Origin of the sequence: Streptomyces sp. NPDC059718, from assembly GCF_042733315.1 — a bacterium.
Classification (GTDB): Bacteria; Actinomycetota; Actinomycetes; order Streptomycetales; family Streptomycetaceae; genus Actinacidiphila.
In genome coordinates, this window is the sequence record NZ_JBHWGA010000020.1 from 64,769 (window position 1) to 83,321 (window position 18,553).

Here is an 18,553-nt window from a genome sequence, read left to right on the forward strand (position 1 = left end):
GGGGGAGTTCGGCGGAGTGTTCGGGTTTGCGGATGCCGCCCGTCAGGCCGGTCGAACGGCCTTACCCTGGACCGGTGTTCTCACCCGAAGGCCCCTCGCTGCGTGAGCTGACCGTGCAGGCCCTGTCGTCTGTCGAGCGCGGCTATGACCTCCTCGCCCCGAGGTTCGACCACACGCCGTTCCGTACCCCGGACCGCATTCTGGACGCGACCGCCGCCGCCCTGAGTCCCTTCGGCCCTTTCGGTGACGGGCTGGACGTGTGCTGCGGCACGGGAGCGGGCCTGCGCGTCGTGCAACCGCTGTGCCGGGGCCGGGTCGCGGGCGTGGACTTCAGTGCCGGCATGCTCGCGCAGGCGCGTCGTGCCCACCCGGACGCGGAGTGGATACGCGCGGACGTACGGAAACCGACCTTCGCGGCGGAGTTCGACCTTGCCGTCAGCTTCGGCGCCTTCGGGCACTTCCTGGCCGCCGAGCGGCCGGCCCTGTTCGCCGGGGTGCACCGCGCCCTCCGGCCCGGCGGCCTCTTCGCCTTCCCGGTGTTCGCACCGCCGCGCATCGCCTCCCGGCGCTACTGGATACCCGCCGGCTTCGACGCGGCGATGCGGATACGGAACGCGGTCTGGCGGCCGACCTTCGTCATGTACTACCGCACCTTCCCGCTCCGCGCGGTGCGCGCCGAACTGAGCGCGGCGGGCTTCACCGTGGGCACGACCGAGATGCCCGACTTCGGTCACCGCCCGGACGGTGCCCCCTACGCGCGGCTGGTTCTCGCCCGTAAGCAATGACGGCGGGCCGCCCCCCGGACGGGCCCCCTGGAGGTCGTCTCATGTGGCTGGTCAGCGGCGGCAGGCTTGCTGGTGGTGACCATTCCGGTGCTTGGGTTCCTCAAGGCGCTGTGCCGGCAGGTGGCGGGTGAAGGGCAGGCCGGCGAGGGTGATGGCGGCGGCCAGGAGGATGGCGGCCTTCAAGCCGGCAAGTTGGGCGGCGGCGTACTCGTCCACGAGCGCATCCGCCTCGGCTTCGGGGATGTTCGCGCGCTCGGCGGCGATGCGCACCTGCTCGGTACTGACGAAGCTGACGCCGGCTTCGATGGTGATGCCGGTCTGCTGGCGGACGGCATCGGAGATCTGTGGATTGTCCGCGATGCGATGGGTGAACACACCGGCGAGGGCCCCGACGGTGATGGCTCCGATCAACGCAGTGCCGAGGGAGGAGCCCAGATTCTGGGCCGTGTACTGAAGACCCCCGACCTCGCTGCGCTGCGATTCCCCCACGCTCGACTGCACCACGTTGCCGAGCTGTGAAGCGAGCAGTCCCATGCCGAGTCCCAGAACTGCCATGGCGACGGCGAACGAGACATCGTCGAGCTCGGGACGGATGGTGGCGAGCAGCCACAGGATCGCGGCGAAGAGCACCAGCAGGCCCAGGCGCACCACCGTACGGGGACTGGCGATGCGGCCGAGGAGGGGACCGCTCATGGAGGCGACCAGCATGGTGATCGAGACCGGGAGCAGCCGCAGGCCGGTCTGGAAGGCGTCCAATCCCTGAACGACCTGCAGGTAAAGGGGGATGGTGAAGAACAAGCCGAGCAGGATGAGGTTCTGGCTGAGCAGCATGGCCAGGCCCGCACGCAGTGACGGGATGCCGAACAGCGAGAACCGCACCAGCGGTTCCTTGTGCCGGGCCTCTTGATGCCGTTCCCATGCCCGGAACAGCCAGAGCACGACGGCTCCGGCGGTGATGACGAAGACGGTGGGGGAGAAGCCGAAGATCGTGACCGGAGAGTTGCGCGGCTTGAGCCATCCCCACGAGCCGCTCTGCAGGACGCCCAGGACGACCAGCGCGAGCCCGACGGCGGACAGTGCCGCGCCGGTCATGTCGAGGTGGGCGGGCGTGTCGTCGGCGGGCTGCTTCCGGTCCGTGATCCATCCGATGCAACAGAGGATGGCGACCACGACGACGACCTCGCCGGCGAAGACCAAACGCCAGGTCAGGTAGGTGGTGACCCAGCCGCCGAGTAGCGGACCGACCGCGATGCCCGCTCCTGCCAGGCCGCCGACAACGCCGTACGCCACAGCCCGATCCCGGCCGGTATAGGTGCCGGCCACCAGGGCGGCCAGGGCCGGGAGGACCAGTGTGGCTCCGAGGCCTTCGATCACCGACCATCCGAGAGTGAGCACCCACAGCGTCGGGGCTACGGCGGTGAGGGCGGAACCGGTCCCGTACACGACGAGCCCAGCGGCGAAGGCTCGGCGCCGGCCGATCTTGTCGCCGACCTTCCCGCCCGTGATTATGAAGGCGGCCATCACCAGGGTGTAGAGAGTGATGACCGCCTGGATGGCCGTGACCTCGGTGTCGAAATCCTCGACCAGTCGGCTGATGGACACGTTCATCACGGATGTGTCCAGGACCATGAGGAACTGGGCCGCCCCGAGGATGATCAGCGCCCGCCATCGCCCCACGTACACACCTCCCGCAGGTCCCGGCGCACCCATCAATGCCTGAGCGGCAGCACTAGAGAACCATCACCGTGGGCCTGGACATCGGATGACGCCCCAGAGTGTCGCCACCGAGCCGCCTCGGGGGCTCTCCGATCACGGAGGGTGGCGCCAATCCGCGTCGGGTGCGGTGACCTGCCCGCTTCCCGGCTCCCGCACTGCCGTTGCGGCACGCCGAGGCGGACGCGGCGAGCCTCGTACGTTTACCCGGCAATTGGTGAGGAATCACCCCATTGGGCCTATTTGGCCACCTGCCCCTCGGGGAGCAGTTCCGCCACCCAGCGCGTGCGTGCCCCGGACACGCACAGTGAGAGGTTCACCGATCATGACAGCGCAAACTCCCGAACGCACACTGGGCGCGATAGCCCACGGCGACTTCCCCGTCTTCGAGCAGATCGCGCGCATGAACATCGAGACGCTGCCGAACTCAGGCCTCGACGACCGCACGTACCACCTTGTGCGGCTGGCCGCGCTCATCGCGATGGACGCCGCGCCTGCTTCCTACTTGGCCAACCTCAGCGTGGCCAAGGAAGCCGGCCTCACGGTCGAGGACGCCCAGGCCGTATGCGTGGCGATCGCACCGATCGTCGGCAGCGCACGCGTCGTCGACGCGGCAGGCAACGTCCTGCGCGCCCTCGGTTTCGCCGAACTCGTCGACGAGATGGAGCCGTAGGGCCGTCGGCGCACAGCGGAAGTGAGCAGGTCTCGGGTACGGATCCGGGGCCTGCCACGCAAGGGGTTGGGCATACGGCCCGCCGGCAGGTGAGGCAGGACGAAGGCGGGCGCGGCGGAAGACGCCCACAGGCGGGGAGGGGCAATCAAGAGGAGCAGCAATGAGCGGTCACCTCCACCTGGCCTACGACTATCCCGTCCTGGGCGCTTTCTGGACCATGATGTGGATCTTCCTGTGGGTGCTGTGGATCTTCCTATTGGTCCGGATCCTCATGGACATCTTCCGCGACGACGACCTGAACGGATGGGGGAAGGCAGGGTGGTGCGTCTTCGTCCTGATCCTCCCCTTCCTCGGAGTCTTCGTGTACCTCCTCGCCCGCGGCAAGGGAATGGGGAAGCGCGAAGCGCAGCACGTCGCCGCCCAGCAGCAGGCCTTCGATCGATACGTCCGCGAGACCGTGGGCACTCGTCCGGCGAGCGACGCCGATGAACTCTCGAAGCTGTCGGAACTCAAGGCCAAGGGCGACATCACCGAAGACGAGTTCGAGCGAGCCAAGGTGAGGATCCTCGGTTGACCTACGGCCAGGGCACCCGTCCGTCAGCCCCAGTCGCACATGCCCGCGTGCCCGCTAAGTCCCCGTAGGGAGGGGGTGACACGGGGAACGGCAGGGAACCACGGCGCTGAACTCGCTGCCCCCGGCCCTGCCGGGACACCGACCATCCCGGGGCCTCCCGGCGGTCGGTGCGACGGCCGAGCCGCACGTCGCCCGCTTACGAGTGCGTAGCGGTAGGTACGGCGCCCGTGGGTCAAGGTGGCGCCCCGCTCAACAGCAGTGGATCTTCGCCACGGCCTGGCGGAAGTCCCCGGTCACGAACGCCCCGACCGGGATCGTGAAGTACAGCGTTCCCGCGTCCCCCCAGCCCCAGCCGAGGTCCGCGTCCTCCGCCAGCTGGAGCAGATGGACCGCGGGGCCGTCGTCCTCGCGGGAGGTCACTTTCAGCGTGTACGACGTGTCCGGCCAGCCGAAGGCACAGTGACTGCCGGCGGTGTTCCCGTCGAGATCTCCCATCTCGCTGAGTACGAGCGATGCCGCCCCCCAGTGCTGTTGCCTGTCGAACTCGATGTCATCGTCCTCGACATCCCAGCAGTCCGGCAGCATGGTGAGCTCAGCCGCGTGTAGGGGTACGGCCGGGTAGCTCCTCGCCGGCGCGGGTGCCTGCGTCTCGACCGCGCGTGCCGGATCGGCGGGAATCACGCGGTACGCCTCGGACCCGGACGCATCCAGCTTGCGGTACTCCTCGTACGGCACGTCCGGATCGAGGTAGAAGAAGTTGAGCAGGCCTGGCCGTACGGGCAGTTCGTCACCCAGCCATGCGGCAAGGGCATCGGTGTCCAGCACGGCGTGCAGGGACAGCGGCACCCCGCTCTGTTCGGGCCAGGAGGCGCCCGGTTCGAGCAGGGCGGGGCCACCGAGGCGGCATTGACCGGTGGCCTGGACGTCGTCGGTCGGCCGGACCAACCGGAAGCCGCGGCGGGCCATGGCGGCGAACTGTGCGCCGGCCGTCTCGCCGAGCCGTTCGGTGCACACACGGATCAAGCCGGCGGAGTCATCGAACCGCATGCCCCGATCTCCTCAACGTCCGCTCGACGCCCTGCACCGCAGAAGTGCAGCAGCCGTGGTGACCCTAGCCGAACGACGAAAACCCTCGGCATCGGGCCGACGAGCTGAACCCGGAAGACCGACCGGCAGCGGCGCGTATTCGGTGGCGTCCACCCGGGACGGGGGCGGACATCTCGCCCATGACGTAGGACCGGCTCGGATGACGTGTACAGGGCGGCCCTACCGGGCTACTCTCTGACCCGTCGTCGGCCGAAGTCCTCACGCCCCGCCACACGCCGAGCCGTTGCGACGTCTTCACGGCTCCGGGCACGCACGTGCCGTACGGATTCTGTTTGCCTTCCGTACGTCTTCTCCGTGTCTGATGGCGTACGGTCGTGAAAGCGGCGGCTGCGATGCCGTTCGTCCACTACCGTCTCGCTCTGGGTTGCACGCCCGGCGTTTCCGGGCTGACAACGTTGTCTTCTGGTGAGGCCGAACCGTGCGTGCGTATTGCGACGCTGGAGAGGTTACGTGTCCATCAGATCCCATCCCCCCTTGCCCCGCGCGGTTCTTCCGAGAACCGCAAGAGGGCGTCGCCGGCCACTGCGCGCGACGGTCGCCGCGCTGCTCACCGGGGCGCTCGGCCTCGGCGCGCTGGCGGGTGGCGGCGCGGCCGCCGCCGTGCCCGTCGCCACCACGTCCACGGGGTCCGGCGGGACGTCCGGCGGGACGGACTACACGAAGCTCGTCGACCCGTTCGTGTCGACCGCCGGCGACGACGGCAACGACCTGCCGGGCGCCCAGGCGCCCCACAGCCTGGCCAAGGTCAACCCGCTGACCACGCCGAACCGGAACCACACCGGGTACGACTACAACGAGGACCACATCGCCGGGTTCACCGCGACGAACCTCGACGGCGTCGGCGGCTCCGGAGGCGGTGGCGACCTGCTCGTCGTCCCGACCTCCGTGCAGTACGACAGCCGGCCTGCCGCCGGCACGTACGCCCACGCGTACAGCCACGACGACGAGAGCGCGGCGCCCGGCTCCTACCAGGTGGGCCTCGGGGCCATCTCCGGAACCGCGTCGTCGGTGAAGCAGGACCCGGGCACCATCAAGGCCGAGATGACCGCGACGACGCGCACGGCGCTGCAGCGGTACAGCTTCCCCGCCGGCTCGAACCCCGAGCTCGTCCTCGACCTCGCGAACAACTTCACCAGCCGCACCCGCTCGACGATGAAGGCGACGACGCTCCCGAACGGGACCACGTCGATCACCGGGCTCATCGCGGGTTCGTTCAACGGCGCCTCGTACAAGCTGTACTACGCCGCCACCACGAACGTCGCCGTGACCTCCCTGAAGAGCTGGGGCAACGACGGCAAGCTGAGCGACGCGACCGCGCAGGACGGGTCCGACACCGGCGCCGTCCTCGGGTTCGACAAGGCCGCAGGCGACGACATCGAGCTGCGCATCACGCTGTCGCCGATCAGCGCCGAGCAGGCCACGACCGACCAGCACAACGAGGTCGGCGACCTCACCTTCGACCAGGCGCGCGCGCAGACGAAGGCGGACTGGAACAAGGCGCTCGGCGCCGTCGACGTGCGCTCCTCGGTGAAGTCCGACCCCGGGTCGACGCTCACCAAGGAGTTCTACACGCACCTGTACCGCATGTACGCGCTGCCGGTGAACGCCACCAGCACCAGCGGGACGTACCGCGGCGCCGACGGCGCGGTGCACAAGGCGAACGGCTTCACGTACTACGACGGCTGGTCCACCTGGGACGACTTCCGCAAGTACTCCGTCGAGTCCTACATCGACCCGGCCACCTACCGGGACATGATCCAGTCGCTGATCGTGCTCTTCGCCGACGCGCGTTCCTCGGGCAAGAGCCTCGGCAGCCTCACCCACTCGGTCCCGACCGTGCGCTGGGAGCGCTCGGCCGTGCTGGTCGCCGACGCGCTGTCGAAGGGCTTCAAGAACTTCGACCGGCTCGACGAGGCGTACCCGGCGCTGCTGTCGTACTCCGGGTATTACACGGGCACTCAGCTGCGGCAGGGGTACGTCACCGGTGACCCCGGTACGACCGTGCAGCGCGGCTACGACCAGTGGGCGCTGTCCGTCGTCGCCGACGCGCTCGGCAAGAAGGACGACGCGCAGAAGCTGCGCACCCAGTCGACGATGGCGATCGACAACCTCGTGAAGTCCGGCGCCTGGACCGCGGCCGACGGCACCAAGGTCGGTCTGCTCACCCCGCGCGCCGCGAACGGCGAATGGCAGAGCGCCGACTACGAGAAGTTCGAGGCGGCGGGCCTCTACCAGGGCACGCTGTGGCAGTACCACTGGTACGACGCGTACGACATGGGCGGCCTGATCAAGGCCATGGGCGGCGAGAAGGCCGGCAAGGCCGCGGTCAAGCACATGTTCGGCGAGGACTCCAGCGTCGACGACGGCTCGACCATGCTGCACTCCAACGCGAACGAGATCGACCTGCAGGCCCCGTACCTCTTCAACTACGTAGGCGAGCCGAGCCTGACGCAGAAGTGGGTGCGCGCCATCTACACCGGTACGACCTGGAACCGCTACATCGCGACGGGCTCGACGAACGAGGCCCCCAGCTCCGGCGGCCAGTTCACCCCGCCGGTCAAGACCCAGGTCTACAAGCTGTCCCCGAACGGCTTCCTGCCGACCATGGACAACGACGCCGGCACCATGTCGACCATGTTCGTCGGTGCGGCGCTCGGCCTGTTCCCGGTGACCGCCGGGTCCAGCCAGTTCCAGATCGGCAGCCCGTTCTTCGACTCGACGACGATCAGCTACGCCAACGGCTCCCGGTTCACGGTGAAGGCCGACGGCGTGTCGCCGAGCAACTACTACGTGCAGAGCGCGACCCTGGGCGGCAAGCGGTTCGACAACACGTGGCTCGACTACTCCCAGATCATCTCCGGCGGGACCCTGGACTTCACCATGGGTTCCAAGCCCTCCCAGTGGGGCGCTCAGACCGAGCCCGCGTACTCGCTGGACACCGACGGGGGCGACACGGGCGACGGTGACGCGGGAACGGACAAGGGCGACACCGTCGTCTCCGCCCGCCCGGGCACCGTCGACACCGCCGAGGACGGCACCGTCCACGACAGCGTGAAGCTCACCCTGGACGGACCGGCGTCCTTCGACGCACGCAAGGGGACCAGCCTCACCGAGACCGGAGCGGCGAGCGTGACCGGCCTGCCGGCCGGCGTGACGGCCGACCTCCGCGTGAGTGACAAGCGGACGGCGACGCTGTCCCTCACCGGCACCACGAAGGTCGACGCGCGCTTCGGCATCACCTTCCGCGACGCGGCCTTCGCCCACGGAGTGCGGGCCTCGACGGTGAGCGGCACCGGGATATCCCCGACCGACCCGCTCCTCATCTCCGCCGCCGCGGTGCAGCGCAAGGCCCTGGGCGCACTCGTCGACCAGGCGTCCGTGGTGCGCAGCGCCAACTACTCCGACGGCTCCTGGAACCTGTTCCGGTCGGCCCTCGAACGCGCGCGGACCGTCCTCGCGGACACCGCCTCCGCGACGGGCACGATGCTGGCCGCGCAGGACGCGCTGCAGACCGCCATCGACGCCCTGACCATCGACGAGGGCGGCTACGCCGTCCTGCAGGCCGAGGACCCCGACCAGAAGGAGGGCCCCAGCCTCATCAGCGAGCGGAACAACTCCGACGGCAACCTCGGTGGCGTCACCGAGGGATCATGGGAACGGTTCACCAAGCTGGACTTCGGAGGGGTCGCCCCGCGGACCGTCTCGGTCCGCTACGCGAACTCGCAGGCGACGAACGCGAAGCCGAGCAGCGTGGACATCCACGCCGGCGCCGCCGACGGCCCGATCGTGGCCACCGTCTCGCTCCCCGGGACCGGCGGCTGGCAGTACTACTCCACGGTGCAGGCGGCCGTCACCGACGCCGACGCCCTGCTGGACGCGAAGAGCGCGACGTTCGTGTTCCACGCCCCGTCGGGCCAGCAGTGGGTGTCGAACTTCGACTGGTACCAGTTCTCGCCGTACGAGGCCTCGACGTCCCCCACGACCACGCTCGCCACGCTGACCGCGGTGAACAGCACCGCGACCGGCAACGGCTCGCCGCCGCTCAACCTCGGCAACGGCATCTTCGAGAACGTGACGAACGGTGCGTGGGCGCAGTGGAAGGACACGAACCTCCGCAACGGCGCCGACACCGTCACCGTCCGCTATGACAAGCCGCAGTCGCGGGCCGCGTCGGACTCGCACATCGAGCTGCACCTCGGCTCGAAGGACGGCGCGAAGAGCGTCGACATCCCGCTCGACTACAGCGGATCGGGCTGGGGAACCATCGCCACCACGAGTGTGCACCTCGACCCGAGCGTCTTCACCGGCGTCCAGGACGTGTACGCGGCGTTCGTCTCCAGCACGCAGACGGCCTCCCAGCCCTACGTGGGCAACGTCTACTCGCTGGCCCTGACGCAGACCGCCGACGCCCCCGTGGGCTTCGACGCCACCGCGTGGCGCTCCAACAGCGGCGGCGGCCTCAAGAGCGAGCCCGTCGGCTGGACCGGCTCGGGTTCCACCACCGACCTCGGCGGCACCTACAACGGAGCCTGGGTCAACTACGGGGACATCGACTTCGGCAGCTCCCCGAAGAGCACCGTCACGATCACCTACGTCAACAACTCCGCCCGCTGCGGCACCGGCTCCGCCGTCCAGCTCTACCTGGACTCCTTCGACACGGCCAACCCGGGCACGCCGTACGCGACCGTGCCGCTGCCGGTCACGGGATCCGCGTGGTCGTCCGGAGGGACGACGAGCCTGACGCTCCCCAAGTCGATCACCGGCACGCACGCCGTCTACCTGCGGCTGACGACGAACCCGGACTCCTCGCACCCGTACGTCGCGAACCTGGGCCGGATCACCTTCAACCACGTCGAGACGCCCGCCGTCACGGACAAGTCCGCCCTGCGGAAGGCGATCGAGCAGTACGAGGGGCTCTCCGCCGAGGCGGAGCGCTACGACGCGATCGACTTCGGTGTGTACGGGCGTGAACTCGCGGCCGCACGCACCCTCGTCGCCGCCGAGGACGCGACCCAGCTCGAGGTCGACACGCAGACGCGCAGCCTCACCCTGGCTGCCAACCAGCTGATCCCGCTCCCGCGGCTGAAGCTGGAGGACCTGGTCGCCACCGCGTCGGCCCTCGACAACGACCGCTACACGGACGCGTCGTGGAAGGCGTTCACCGGGGCACTCGCCGCGGCGAAGACCGCGGTCGCCGACGACGCGGCCACGGACGCGACCCTCACCGCCCGGTACGACACCCTTCGACACGCCCTGTCCGCGCTCACCACGAAGCCCAAGACGGTGCCGGCCGCGCCTGACGCGGTGTCGGCGACCTCGTCCGGCACGAGCGTGACCGTCGCCTGGTCCGCACCCAAGGACACCGGCGGCTCACCGGTCACCGGCTACACGATCACCCTGAGCGACGGCCACCAGATCAAGATCAAGGATCCGGACAGCCGGAGCACGACCTTCACCTGGCTGCGGTCCGGCAGGTCGTACACGGCACGCGTCCAGGCGGTCAACGCCGTCGGCACCTCCCAGCGGAGCGCCGCCACGGCACCCGTGGTCACCGGTGGCGGCAAGCCGCAGAAGCCGGCCGTGACGGGTGTGATCACCGACGGCAAGCAGGTCCGCGTGACCTGGCGGGCGGCCGGCGACGGCGGATTCCCGATCATCGGGTACACCGTTTCCCTCGACGACGGAACCACCGCGCACGTCCCCGCCACGACGGGCACGACGCTGCTCACGACCACGGGCAAGGCGAAGGCCCACGCGGCCACCGTCACCGCGGTCACCCTGGCCGGAACCTCGGACGACTCCGCCGCGACCGTCCCGGTGACCACCTCGGCGACCGCCTCGGCGGACGCCTCCGACCCGGCGTACGAGCCGTCCCCCTTCCCGGACGACACGCTCAACGCCACCTACGCGTCGGACAAGTGGCCGGGCACCGGCGACGGGACCGACTACTTCTACGGCCTGCTCAACGGATTCGAGGACCTCGACTCCGACATCCTCGCCGCCAACACCAAGGTGCCTGCCGGTACTCCGCTCACCGCGGAGAACGACCTCATCGCCGTGCGCATCAACAACGCGGCGACGCAGAAGGAGGTGGACCGGGCGGAGGTCGACGCGACGAACAGCTCCACCGTCACCATGGCCGACGGCCTCGGCTCCCGGCTCGGCCAGATCTACCTCGACGCCCTGAACGACGGCCGGCTGCCGAAGACCGGCGCGCTGTTCTCCCGCGTCACGCAGGGCCTCGACAAGGGCGGAGCGGCGAAGGACCACTTCGGCTACCAGCGCCCGTACGTGCGGCTCGGGTTCGTCGGCGACGGCGGCGCCATCTACGAGTCGCAGGACGGCTCCTACGGCAGCCTCACCACCAGCGGCTCCTACCCCAGCGGCCACACCTACGGCGGCTACGAAGCGGGGACCATCCTCGCCACGCTCCTGCCGGAGCTGGCACCGTCGATCCTGGCCCGCACCTCGGAGTACGGGGACAACCGCATCGTCCTCGGGTTCCACTACCCGCTCGACGTCATGGGCGGCCGCATCGCCGCACAGGCCACCGTCGCGCACCGGTGGGCGGACGCCGACTTCGCGAAGCTGCTGACGCAGGCCCACACCGAGATGGAGAACGTGCTGCTCGCCAGTTGCGAGAAGGAGGGCTACGGCGACACGCTCGAGGCCTGTGAGGGCGACTCCTACGCCGGCCTGAGCACGGCGCAGCACGTCGACCTGTACACGCAGCGCCTGGACTACGGGTTCTCCCAGGTGGGGAAGTCCGGGCAGGCCCTCAAGGCGCCGTCCGACGCGGCGGCCCTGCTGAGCACGGCCTTCCCGGACCTGACCACCGAGCAGCGCACCCAGATCATCGAGCAGACCGCGACGGACTCCGGCTCCCCGCTGGACCTCACCGCGGACGGCGGAGCGAGCTGGGAGCGGATCAACCTGGCGGCCGCGATGGCGGCGCACGTCGTCGTCAACGCCGACGGGTCGGTCAAGGTGACGAACCACACCGACGCCACCAAGGCCAGCGTCGCCGACGCCAAGGCGATCACCGTCGGAGGCATCGCGATCGACGGGTTCGACCCGGCCGTGTCCACGTACGTCGTCGACTGGCCGAAGAACAAGAAGATCCCGGCCCTCTCCGCCGTACCGGCCCAGTCCGGCGCGCGGGTGAAGGTCACCGACGGCAGCCCGGTCCTGTCGTCGACCGGGCACCGGTTCACCACCCGCACCATCAAGGTGACCTCGGCCAACGGTGCGATCACCCGCACCTACACGGTCGGGTTCCAGCCCACGGACCGCGACGACCGTCCGGTCGCGGCCGGCGGCAACGGTGGTGACCGCACCACCGGGGCATCCGACCTGCTGAGCCGCGGAGGCAACGGAGCAGGCTCCGTCGGCGGCGCCGGATTCTGGGCGCCGTCGACGGAGTGGGCCAACCCCATGTGGATCCCCCAGGGGTAGCGCACACCGCCGCCGGCGGCCGGCCCCTCCGGGTGAACCCCAGTGGTTCACCCGGAGGGGCCATCGGCATTTCGGGCCGGCCGTGGGGGGCGGCGGTCACCCGCGCGACACGGTGGGGCCGGCCCGGCCGGGCCGGCCCCACCGTGCTCCGCACGTGCGCCTAACGCCTGGTCAGGACCACGTCGGCGGTGACGGCGTCGCGACCGCGCGGCCGCACGGTGCGCTCGGCCGTCCGGTAGCCCTCGGCACTCACGGTGAGGGAAACGGCGGGTCCGGCGTCCGGGAGCCACAGCTGGTACGAGCCGTCGACCGCCGTGCTCAGGGTGTGCGCGCCCGACCCGGACCCGACGCGGACCGTGGCTCCGGCCAGCGGGGTGCTGCCGCCCTGCCGCCCGGCGCCACTGACGGTGCCGCTCAGGTGCGTCCACCCCGGCGGCGCCACCACGGTCATGGTGACGGGCACGGTGACGGAGGCGTACGGCCCGTCGCTGTCGATGACCAGCCGCGCCTGGTGCACGCCCGCGTCGGCCGGACCCATGTCCCGGGCGTCGACGGTGACGGTCAGCTCCGCCGTCCTGCCCGCCCCGACGGAGGCGGAGCCCGCCTTCGCCGCCAGCCACGTCACGTCCCCGTGGGGCGCGTCGTAACCGGGCAGTTCGAGGGCGGAGGTCTGCATCACCCTGTCGGCGCTCTGGCCGCCCAGCACCGACCAGCCGGGCGCTCCGGCCGCCGCGTACAGCGGCTGCGGCAGGTTCGGCAGCGCGCTCCACGTGTCCGCGGCCGGATCGTAGGCGTAGGCCTCGTTGGTCACCGCGGCGGCCCCGACCAGCACGCCGCCGGCGGCCATGAGCCGGCCCGCGCCGCTCGCCGTCGCGGCGCCCCAGAAGTCCACCGGCGGGTCGGCGATCGGCGTCCAGCGGTCCGCGGCCCGGTCCAGGGCGTAGCCCACGGCCGTGGCGTGCGGAGGCTGCCCGTCGCCCTGGTGGACACCGCCGGCGCAGTACAGCGTCCCGTCGACGGTTCCGCAGCTCTGCCAGGAGGTCGGCAGAGGGTAGGCGGGTCCCGTGGACCACGTGTCGCCGGCCGGGTCGTAGACCTGGACGTCGCGCGTGCCGCAGGAGACGCCGGTGCAGCCGCCGATCACGTAGAGCCGGTCGCCGACCGCCGCCGCGGCCGAATTGCCGTACGCCTTGGGCGCGTCGGCGATCCGCGACCACGTGTCGCTCGCCGGGTCGTAGACCTCGCCCCCGGCGATCGGCGTGCCCGCGCGGTTCTTGCCGCCGACGACGTACAGCTTGCCCCGGACGAACCCGTAGGCAGCGCCGCTGCGCTTGGTGACGGCCGGGGCGAGGTCCTTCCAGGTCGCCGTGGCCGGGTCGTAGGACCGCAGGGCGGTGGTCCACTGACCGTCGGGGGTCTGGCCGAGACCGGTGTAGAGGACGCCGTCGTACGCGGCCGCGATCCCCCCGGTCATGGGCTGCGGGAGGTCCGCGAGCGGCTGCCACGCCTGCCCGGCGGTCGCCCCGGCGGTCCGGCCCGCCGCCGTGGTGCTGGTCGTGGCGGTGGCCGCCGCGACGTCGAGCGGATCGGGTCCGGCCGCCGTCCGCTCCCTGGCGGCCCCGGACACGCGCGCCGGGGTTCCCGCGACGGCCTGCTCGCCGACGGCGAGAGCGGCCGGGGCGCCGCCGGTGTTGCTCACCTTCACGGTGACGGTCTTCTTCCCGCCCCAGGGAACGGTGACGCCCACCGCACCGGGGGTGGCCTTCAGCCGGGACGGGCGCAGCGCGAGGTCCGCGGTGGTGACGGCGTCGGCCTTGACCGTCACGGCCGACGTCCCGGCCGGATAGCCGAACGCGGGCAGGGCGGCGGTGAACTCCTGGCGGCCGGTACGGGAGGAGAAGGCCCAGTACAGACCGTCGCCCACGGCCGGGTCATCCGGCGTGGCGATGCTGTGGCCGCTGTCCTCGGGTGCCTTCGCGGCGGAGACGGTCGCACCGACCACTCCGGCACCGGTGTTGGCGTCCGTCACCCGGCCCGTCAGCAGCCCACCGGGCACGGTGACCAGCGAGCGGGTGCCGACGGCGACGTTGTCCAGCTGCCAGATGCCGGTCAGGGAGCCGGCGAAGTGGAAGCGCAGGCGCACCGAGGACTTTCCGGCGTAGGCGGTGAGCGGAACGACCTGGTGGGAGGGGCCCTCCACGACGTCCGTGTGGTGCCAGAGGTTCTCCCAGTGGTCCCCGCCGTCGGTGCTCACGTCGATGTCGGCCGTGGGGTCGTTGAAGCGCCACAGACTGGGCAGCGCGGTGTCGAACTCCAGCGCCGGCCGGGTCTGTGCCGAGAAGTCGTAGGCGGGGCTGATCAGTTCGGTGTCGACCTCGCCCCAGCCGAGGGCGTAGTCGTCGACCTGGGCGAAGCCGCCCTCACCGCCGGTCTGGTTGCCGCGGGTCAGCGGGTCGTCGAAACCCCAGCCGCCGGCAGCGGTGTGGTTGACGATGCTCCACCCGGCAGGCTTCGCGGCGGTGTCGAAGGACTGGAAACCGCCGCCGTGGTAGTCGACGGCGTAGCCGGGCGGGAGGGTACCGGAGCCGACCAGCGGGAGGGCCAGGTCGGCCGTCCTCGGGGAGGATCCGAGCACGATCTTCGTCTCGGCCGGCCGGTAGCCGGGGTAGAGGCCGGTGGCGCGCAGCGTGTACGTCTTGCCGCGCTCGAGGCGGACGGAGTAGCGGCCGGTCCTGGGGTCGGTGTGGACGGTGCCGGGCACGCCGTCGACGTTCAGCCGGGCGTAGAGGCCCCAGCCGTGTCCGCCGCCGTCCCGGACCGTCCCGGACACCGTGGTGGTCGGCACGGGCGCGAGCGCCGCGTTCCTGGTCAGCTCCGTGCCGTCGGCGAGGGTGACCCTGCCCAGGTCCTTCTGGGAGTAGCCGAAGGCGTTGACCGTCAGCGTGTACGAGCCGGTGGGCGCCGTCAGCGACCACTTTCCGTCCGCGCCGGTGACCGCCGAATGCGCGCCCAGCCGTACCGTCGCCCCGGACAGCGCCTTGCCGGTGGCCTTGTCGGTGACCTTGCCGGTCACGGCGCCGTGCGGGCCGGGGCGGAACGCGCCGACGCCGTTCGGCGTGCCCAGTCCCGTGGGTCCGTCGTATCCGGGGCCCGCGGTGCAGCTGTTCGCGGGCTCGCAGGTGGGCGTGGTGTCCGGCTGCGCGTTGCTGCCGGTGGTCACGTCGTTGAGCGCACCGGGCGCGCGGTACGGGTACCCGGCCGGGTAGGTGCCCTCGACGGGTGTCCCGGCCAGCGCGTACAGACCGGCGATGATCGGGGCGGAGGCGCTGGTGCCGCCGTACACGCCCCACCCGCCGCCGGAGTTGGTGTTGTAGACCGCCACGCCGGTGTCGGGGTCGGCGACCGCGCTGACGTCCGTCACCGACCGCTTGTCGCAGCCGGTGCCGGTCTGGAACGCAGGCTTGGGCTGGTACGCGGAGCACCCCGAGCCCGTGCCGCTCCACACCGTCTCCGTCCAGCCGCGCTCACCGGTGTCGCTCCTGCTGAGCGAGGTGCCGCCGACGGACGTCACGTAGGGGGAGGAGGCCGGGTAACTCAGCCCGTGGCCGTAGTCGCCGGAGGCGAACACCACGGCGGTGCCGGGGTGGTCGAAGTACGCCGCGTCCAGGGCGGCGAGGTCCGGGCCGTCGTAGTAGGCGCCGTAGGAGTTGGAGACGTAGCGGGCGCCCAGCGCCACCGCGGTGTTGACGGCGCTGCCCAGGTCGTCCGTGGAGGAGCTGTCGGCCTCGACGAGGAGGATGTGCGCCTTCGGCGCGACGGCCGAGACCATGTCCAGGTCCAGGGATATCTCGCCGGCCCAGCCGTCGTTGGGCTGCGGGTAGTCGGTGCCCCCGCGCTGGTCGACCTTGCGGAAGCAGCCGTTGTCCGCCGTGCAGGACGGCAGCCCGTACTGGGCCCGGTAGGCGGCGAGGTCCTGCTCCGCCATCGGGTTGTCGTACGCCGCCACGACCGCGATGGTCGCCCCGGCGCCGCCGTCCGCGGGCAGGTCGTACGCCGAGCGAAGGTCGGCCGGTCCGAATCCCTCGGGGGTGGCGGACCGTGCGGTGCGACCGCTGTCGGTGTCCGCCCGGCGCACCGCGAAGCAACCGAAGTGCCCGGGCTGCGGGGCGCCGCAGAGCGACTCCGTCGCCTGCCCGGCGTCATCGGCGACGGCCGGGCTCTGCTGCGGCAGTTGGACCGCGAGGGCGGCCAGCAGCAGGGCCGCGGCCCCGCCGACGGCACGTCGCCACTGGGATCCCGTTGGCCGGGCGGGGGCACCCCTCGAGTAGCGGGAGAGGGGGCGTGAAGGACGGGGAACGAGCACGGGGCGACTCCGGCAGTGGTCCGATAACGTTGTCGGGCACATGACGCGTTGCCCGAAGAAAGATCGCGCGCCCTCGACGACCAGGTCAATGGATGGAGTTGGCGACTTGGCGCCGCGTGTCGTATTCACGACTCCTCGGCCACCGCCCCGCCGCGGCGCCCCACTTCACCGTCGGGCGGCCGGCCCGGTCGCCCGGCCGCCACGTGCGAGGAGCAGAGCGGTCATCCCGTCGCTCGCCCCCAGTTCACAACCGGGCAACGCCTGGATCCTCTTGCACGTGGCGCGGGCACGGGCGCGGGCGTGGGGGAGTCATCCCCTTCACGAGGCGGCTGGGCATGTGGCTTCCCAGGAGGAACCTCGGGGGACCGGAAGGGCGTTCGGCAGGACGTCACCGTACTGTCCCGTGACGTCAGTCCGGTGGATCGTCAACGGAGTTGATCCTCATGACAGCGACGACGCCCAGGCCGAGGAGGGCCGTGACGTAGCAGATCGCCAGGCGATTCCGCCCGGAACCCACGACGATGCCCGGCGCCGACCGGCGGTTCCGGGTCGGCGCCGAGCAGATCAGCAGCCGCCGTGAGCCGCAGCGCGCCTCGTGGTGCCGGCGTGGCGTTCGTGGAGCACCAGGTCGGCCGCTTCGGACGCCGAGCTCATCGTGGCGCCTGCGTTTCCGCCGTGCCGGGGATCGCTCCCCGGGCGCGCAGCTCGGCGATCTCGGCAGGGCCGAATCCCAGCTCGGCGAGGATCTCGTCGGTGTGCTCGCCCAGGTCCGGCGCACGCTTCGCCGGTACCTTCGGCACCCCTCGCAGGTTGACCGGGCTGCTGATGGTTTCCGTGAGCCCGGTGACTCCCTCCAGCGGCACCACGATGTCGTTCGCGCGCAGCTGCGGGTCCTGCGCGACCTCCTCCGGCGTCTGGATGAGGCTGTGGGTGACGCGTTCTCGTCCCAGGGCGTCCTTCCAGTGGGCGAAGGGCCGCGCGCGGAACTCGGCGTCGAGCAGCTCGCTCAGCGCGGCGGCGTTCTCGATGACACCCTCGACGTCGGCGAAACGCGGGTCCTCGAGCAGCTCGGGGCGCCCGATGGCCCGCGTCAGCCCCGGCCAGTGCGGGGGAGATGCGACCAGCATGAACCACTCGCCGTCCGCGGTCCGGTAGGGGTTGACCAGCGGATTCGCCGGCGCCTTCCGGTCGTGCAGCTCGAACGGCGTGCCGCCGGCGAGTGCGCCGGCCACGAGCGTTCCCGTGGCCCAGACGCCCGCGGCGAGCAACGACGTCCCGACACTGGCCCCTTGTCCCGTGCGCTCACGGCGGTAGAGGGCCGTCACGATCGCCGCGTAGACGGCGATCGCCGACATGTAGTCGCCGCTGCCCCAGACCGGCACCGTCGGCGGTGCTCCCGCGTCCCGGGTGGAGGCCAGCAGTCCGCTGCGCGACCAGGCGGCGGTCAGGTCGAAGCCCGGCTGCCTGGCGTCGGGGCCGGTGTCCCCGAAGCCGGTGATGTCGGCGTAGACGACCCGCGGATTCCAGCCCGCGACCTCGTCGTAGCCGAGGTGCAGTCTCTCGCGGGTGCCGTGCGGGAAGTTGGTGATCACCACATCGGCCCACTCGACGAGGCGCCTGAGGATCCCGGTGGCCGCCGGGGACTTCAGGTCGATCACCATGCCACGCTTGTTGCGGTTGGCGAGGTGCCAGCTGTAGTTGGCCTGTGCCTGGGGACTGGGCGGCACGGAGCCCAGCCGCCGCTGGGGATCGCCCTTCCCCGGCGGCTCGATCTTGATGACGTCGGCTCCGAAGTCGGAGAGCATGGTGGCCGCGGCCGGTGCCGCGATGAAGCTCGATGCGTCGAGGACCTTCAGCCCGGTGAACACGGATTCGTTGGTCAT

General features: G+C 71.0%; 8 protein-coding genes. 4 read left to right on the top strand and 4 right to left on the bottom strand.

Going from position 1 to position 18,553, the window contains the following annotated elements; genetic code table 11:
• Window positions 1-74 precede the first annotated feature (74 nt).
• Window positions 75-785 (top strand): class I SAM-dependent DNA methyltransferase, encoded by a 711-nt coding sequence (locus ACFV3E_RS22925; RefSeq protein WP_500536302.1) that lies wholly within the window; start codon window positions 75-77, stop codon window positions 783-785.
• A gap of 51 nt (window positions 786-836) precedes the next feature.
• Here the strand turns inward: ACFV3E_RS22925 and ACFV3E_RS22930 are convergent, their stop codons facing one another.
• A complete protein-coding gene (locus tag ACFV3E_RS22930) occupies window positions 837-2,495 on the bottom strand; it encodes an MFS transporter (protein ID WP_500536303.1) in 1,659 nt (552 codons plus the stop codon).
• Window positions 2,496-2,823: 328 nt separating this feature from the next.
• On the opposite strand from ACFV3E_RS22930, the gene ACFV3E_RS22935 reads away from it, so the two are divergent.
• A complete protein-coding gene (locus ACFV3E_RS22935) occupies window positions 2,824-3,171 on the top strand; it encodes a carboxymuconolactone decarboxylase family protein (protein WP_500536304.1) in 348 nt (115 codons plus the stop codon).
• Window positions 3,172-3,331: 160 nt separating this feature from the next.
• Window positions 3,332-3,745, top strand: coding sequence for an SHOCT domain-containing protein (locus ACFV3E_RS22940; protein WP_500536305.1), 414 nt, complete (start codon window positions 3,332-3,334; stop codon window positions 3,743-3,745).
• 249 nt (window positions 3,746-3,994) lie between these two features.
• Here ACFV3E_RS22940 and ACFV3E_RS22945 read toward each other — a convergent pair whose 3' ends face one another.
• The gene (locus ACFV3E_RS22945; RefSeq protein WP_500536306.1) at window positions 3,995-4,792 is read right to left on the bottom strand and encodes a DUF1963 domain-containing protein; all 798 of its coding nucleotides are present in this window, start codon (window positions 4,790-4,792) and stop codon (window positions 3,995-3,997) included.
• A 534-nt stretch (window positions 4,793-5,326) separates the two neighbouring features.
• On the opposite strand from ACFV3E_RS22945, the gene ACFV3E_RS22950 reads away from it, so the two are divergent.
• A complete protein-coding gene (locus ACFV3E_RS22950; RefSeq protein WP_500536307.1) occupies window positions 5,327-12,307 on the top strand; it encodes a glycoside hydrolase domain-containing protein in 6,981 nt (2,326 codons plus the stop codon).
• A 160-nt stretch (window positions 12,308-12,467) separates the two neighbouring features.
• On the opposite strand, the gene ACFV3E_RS22955 is transcribed toward ACFV3E_RS22950, so the two are convergent.
• A complete protein-coding gene (locus ACFV3E_RS22955; RefSeq protein WP_500536308.1) occupies window positions 12,468-16,670 on the bottom strand; it encodes a carboxypeptidase regulatory-like domain-containing protein in 4,203 nt (1,400 codons plus the stop codon).
• 650 nt (window positions 16,671-17,320) lie between these two features.
• Window positions 17,321-18,553, bottom strand: a complete 1,233-nt coding sequence (locus ACFV3E_RS22960; RefSeq protein ID WP_500536309.1) for a CaiB/BaiF CoA transferase family protein — start codon at window positions 18,551-18,553, stop codon at window positions 17,321-17,323.

Coding starts and splice junctions, on each gene's coding strand:
- ACFV3E_RS22930 (WP_500536303.1), bottom strand. CDS start 2,495: ATGGGTGCGCCGGGACCTGCGGGAGGTGTGTACGTGGGGCGATGGCGG.
- ACFV3E_RS22935 (WP_500536304.1), top strand. CDS start 2,824: ATGACAGCGCAAACTCCCGAACGCACACTGGGCGCGATAGCCCACGGC.
- ACFV3E_RS22940 (WP_500536305.1), top strand. CDS start 3,332: ATGAGCGGTCACCTCCACCTGGCCTACGACTATCCCGTCCTGGGCGCT.
- ACFV3E_RS22945 (WP_500536306.1), bottom strand. CDS start 4,792: ATGCGGTTCGATGACTCCGCCGGCTTGATCCGTGTGTGCACCGAACGG.
- ACFV3E_RS22960 (WP_500536309.1), bottom strand. CDS start 18,553: ATGACCAACGAATCCGTGTTCACCGGGCTGAAGGTCCTCGACGCATCG.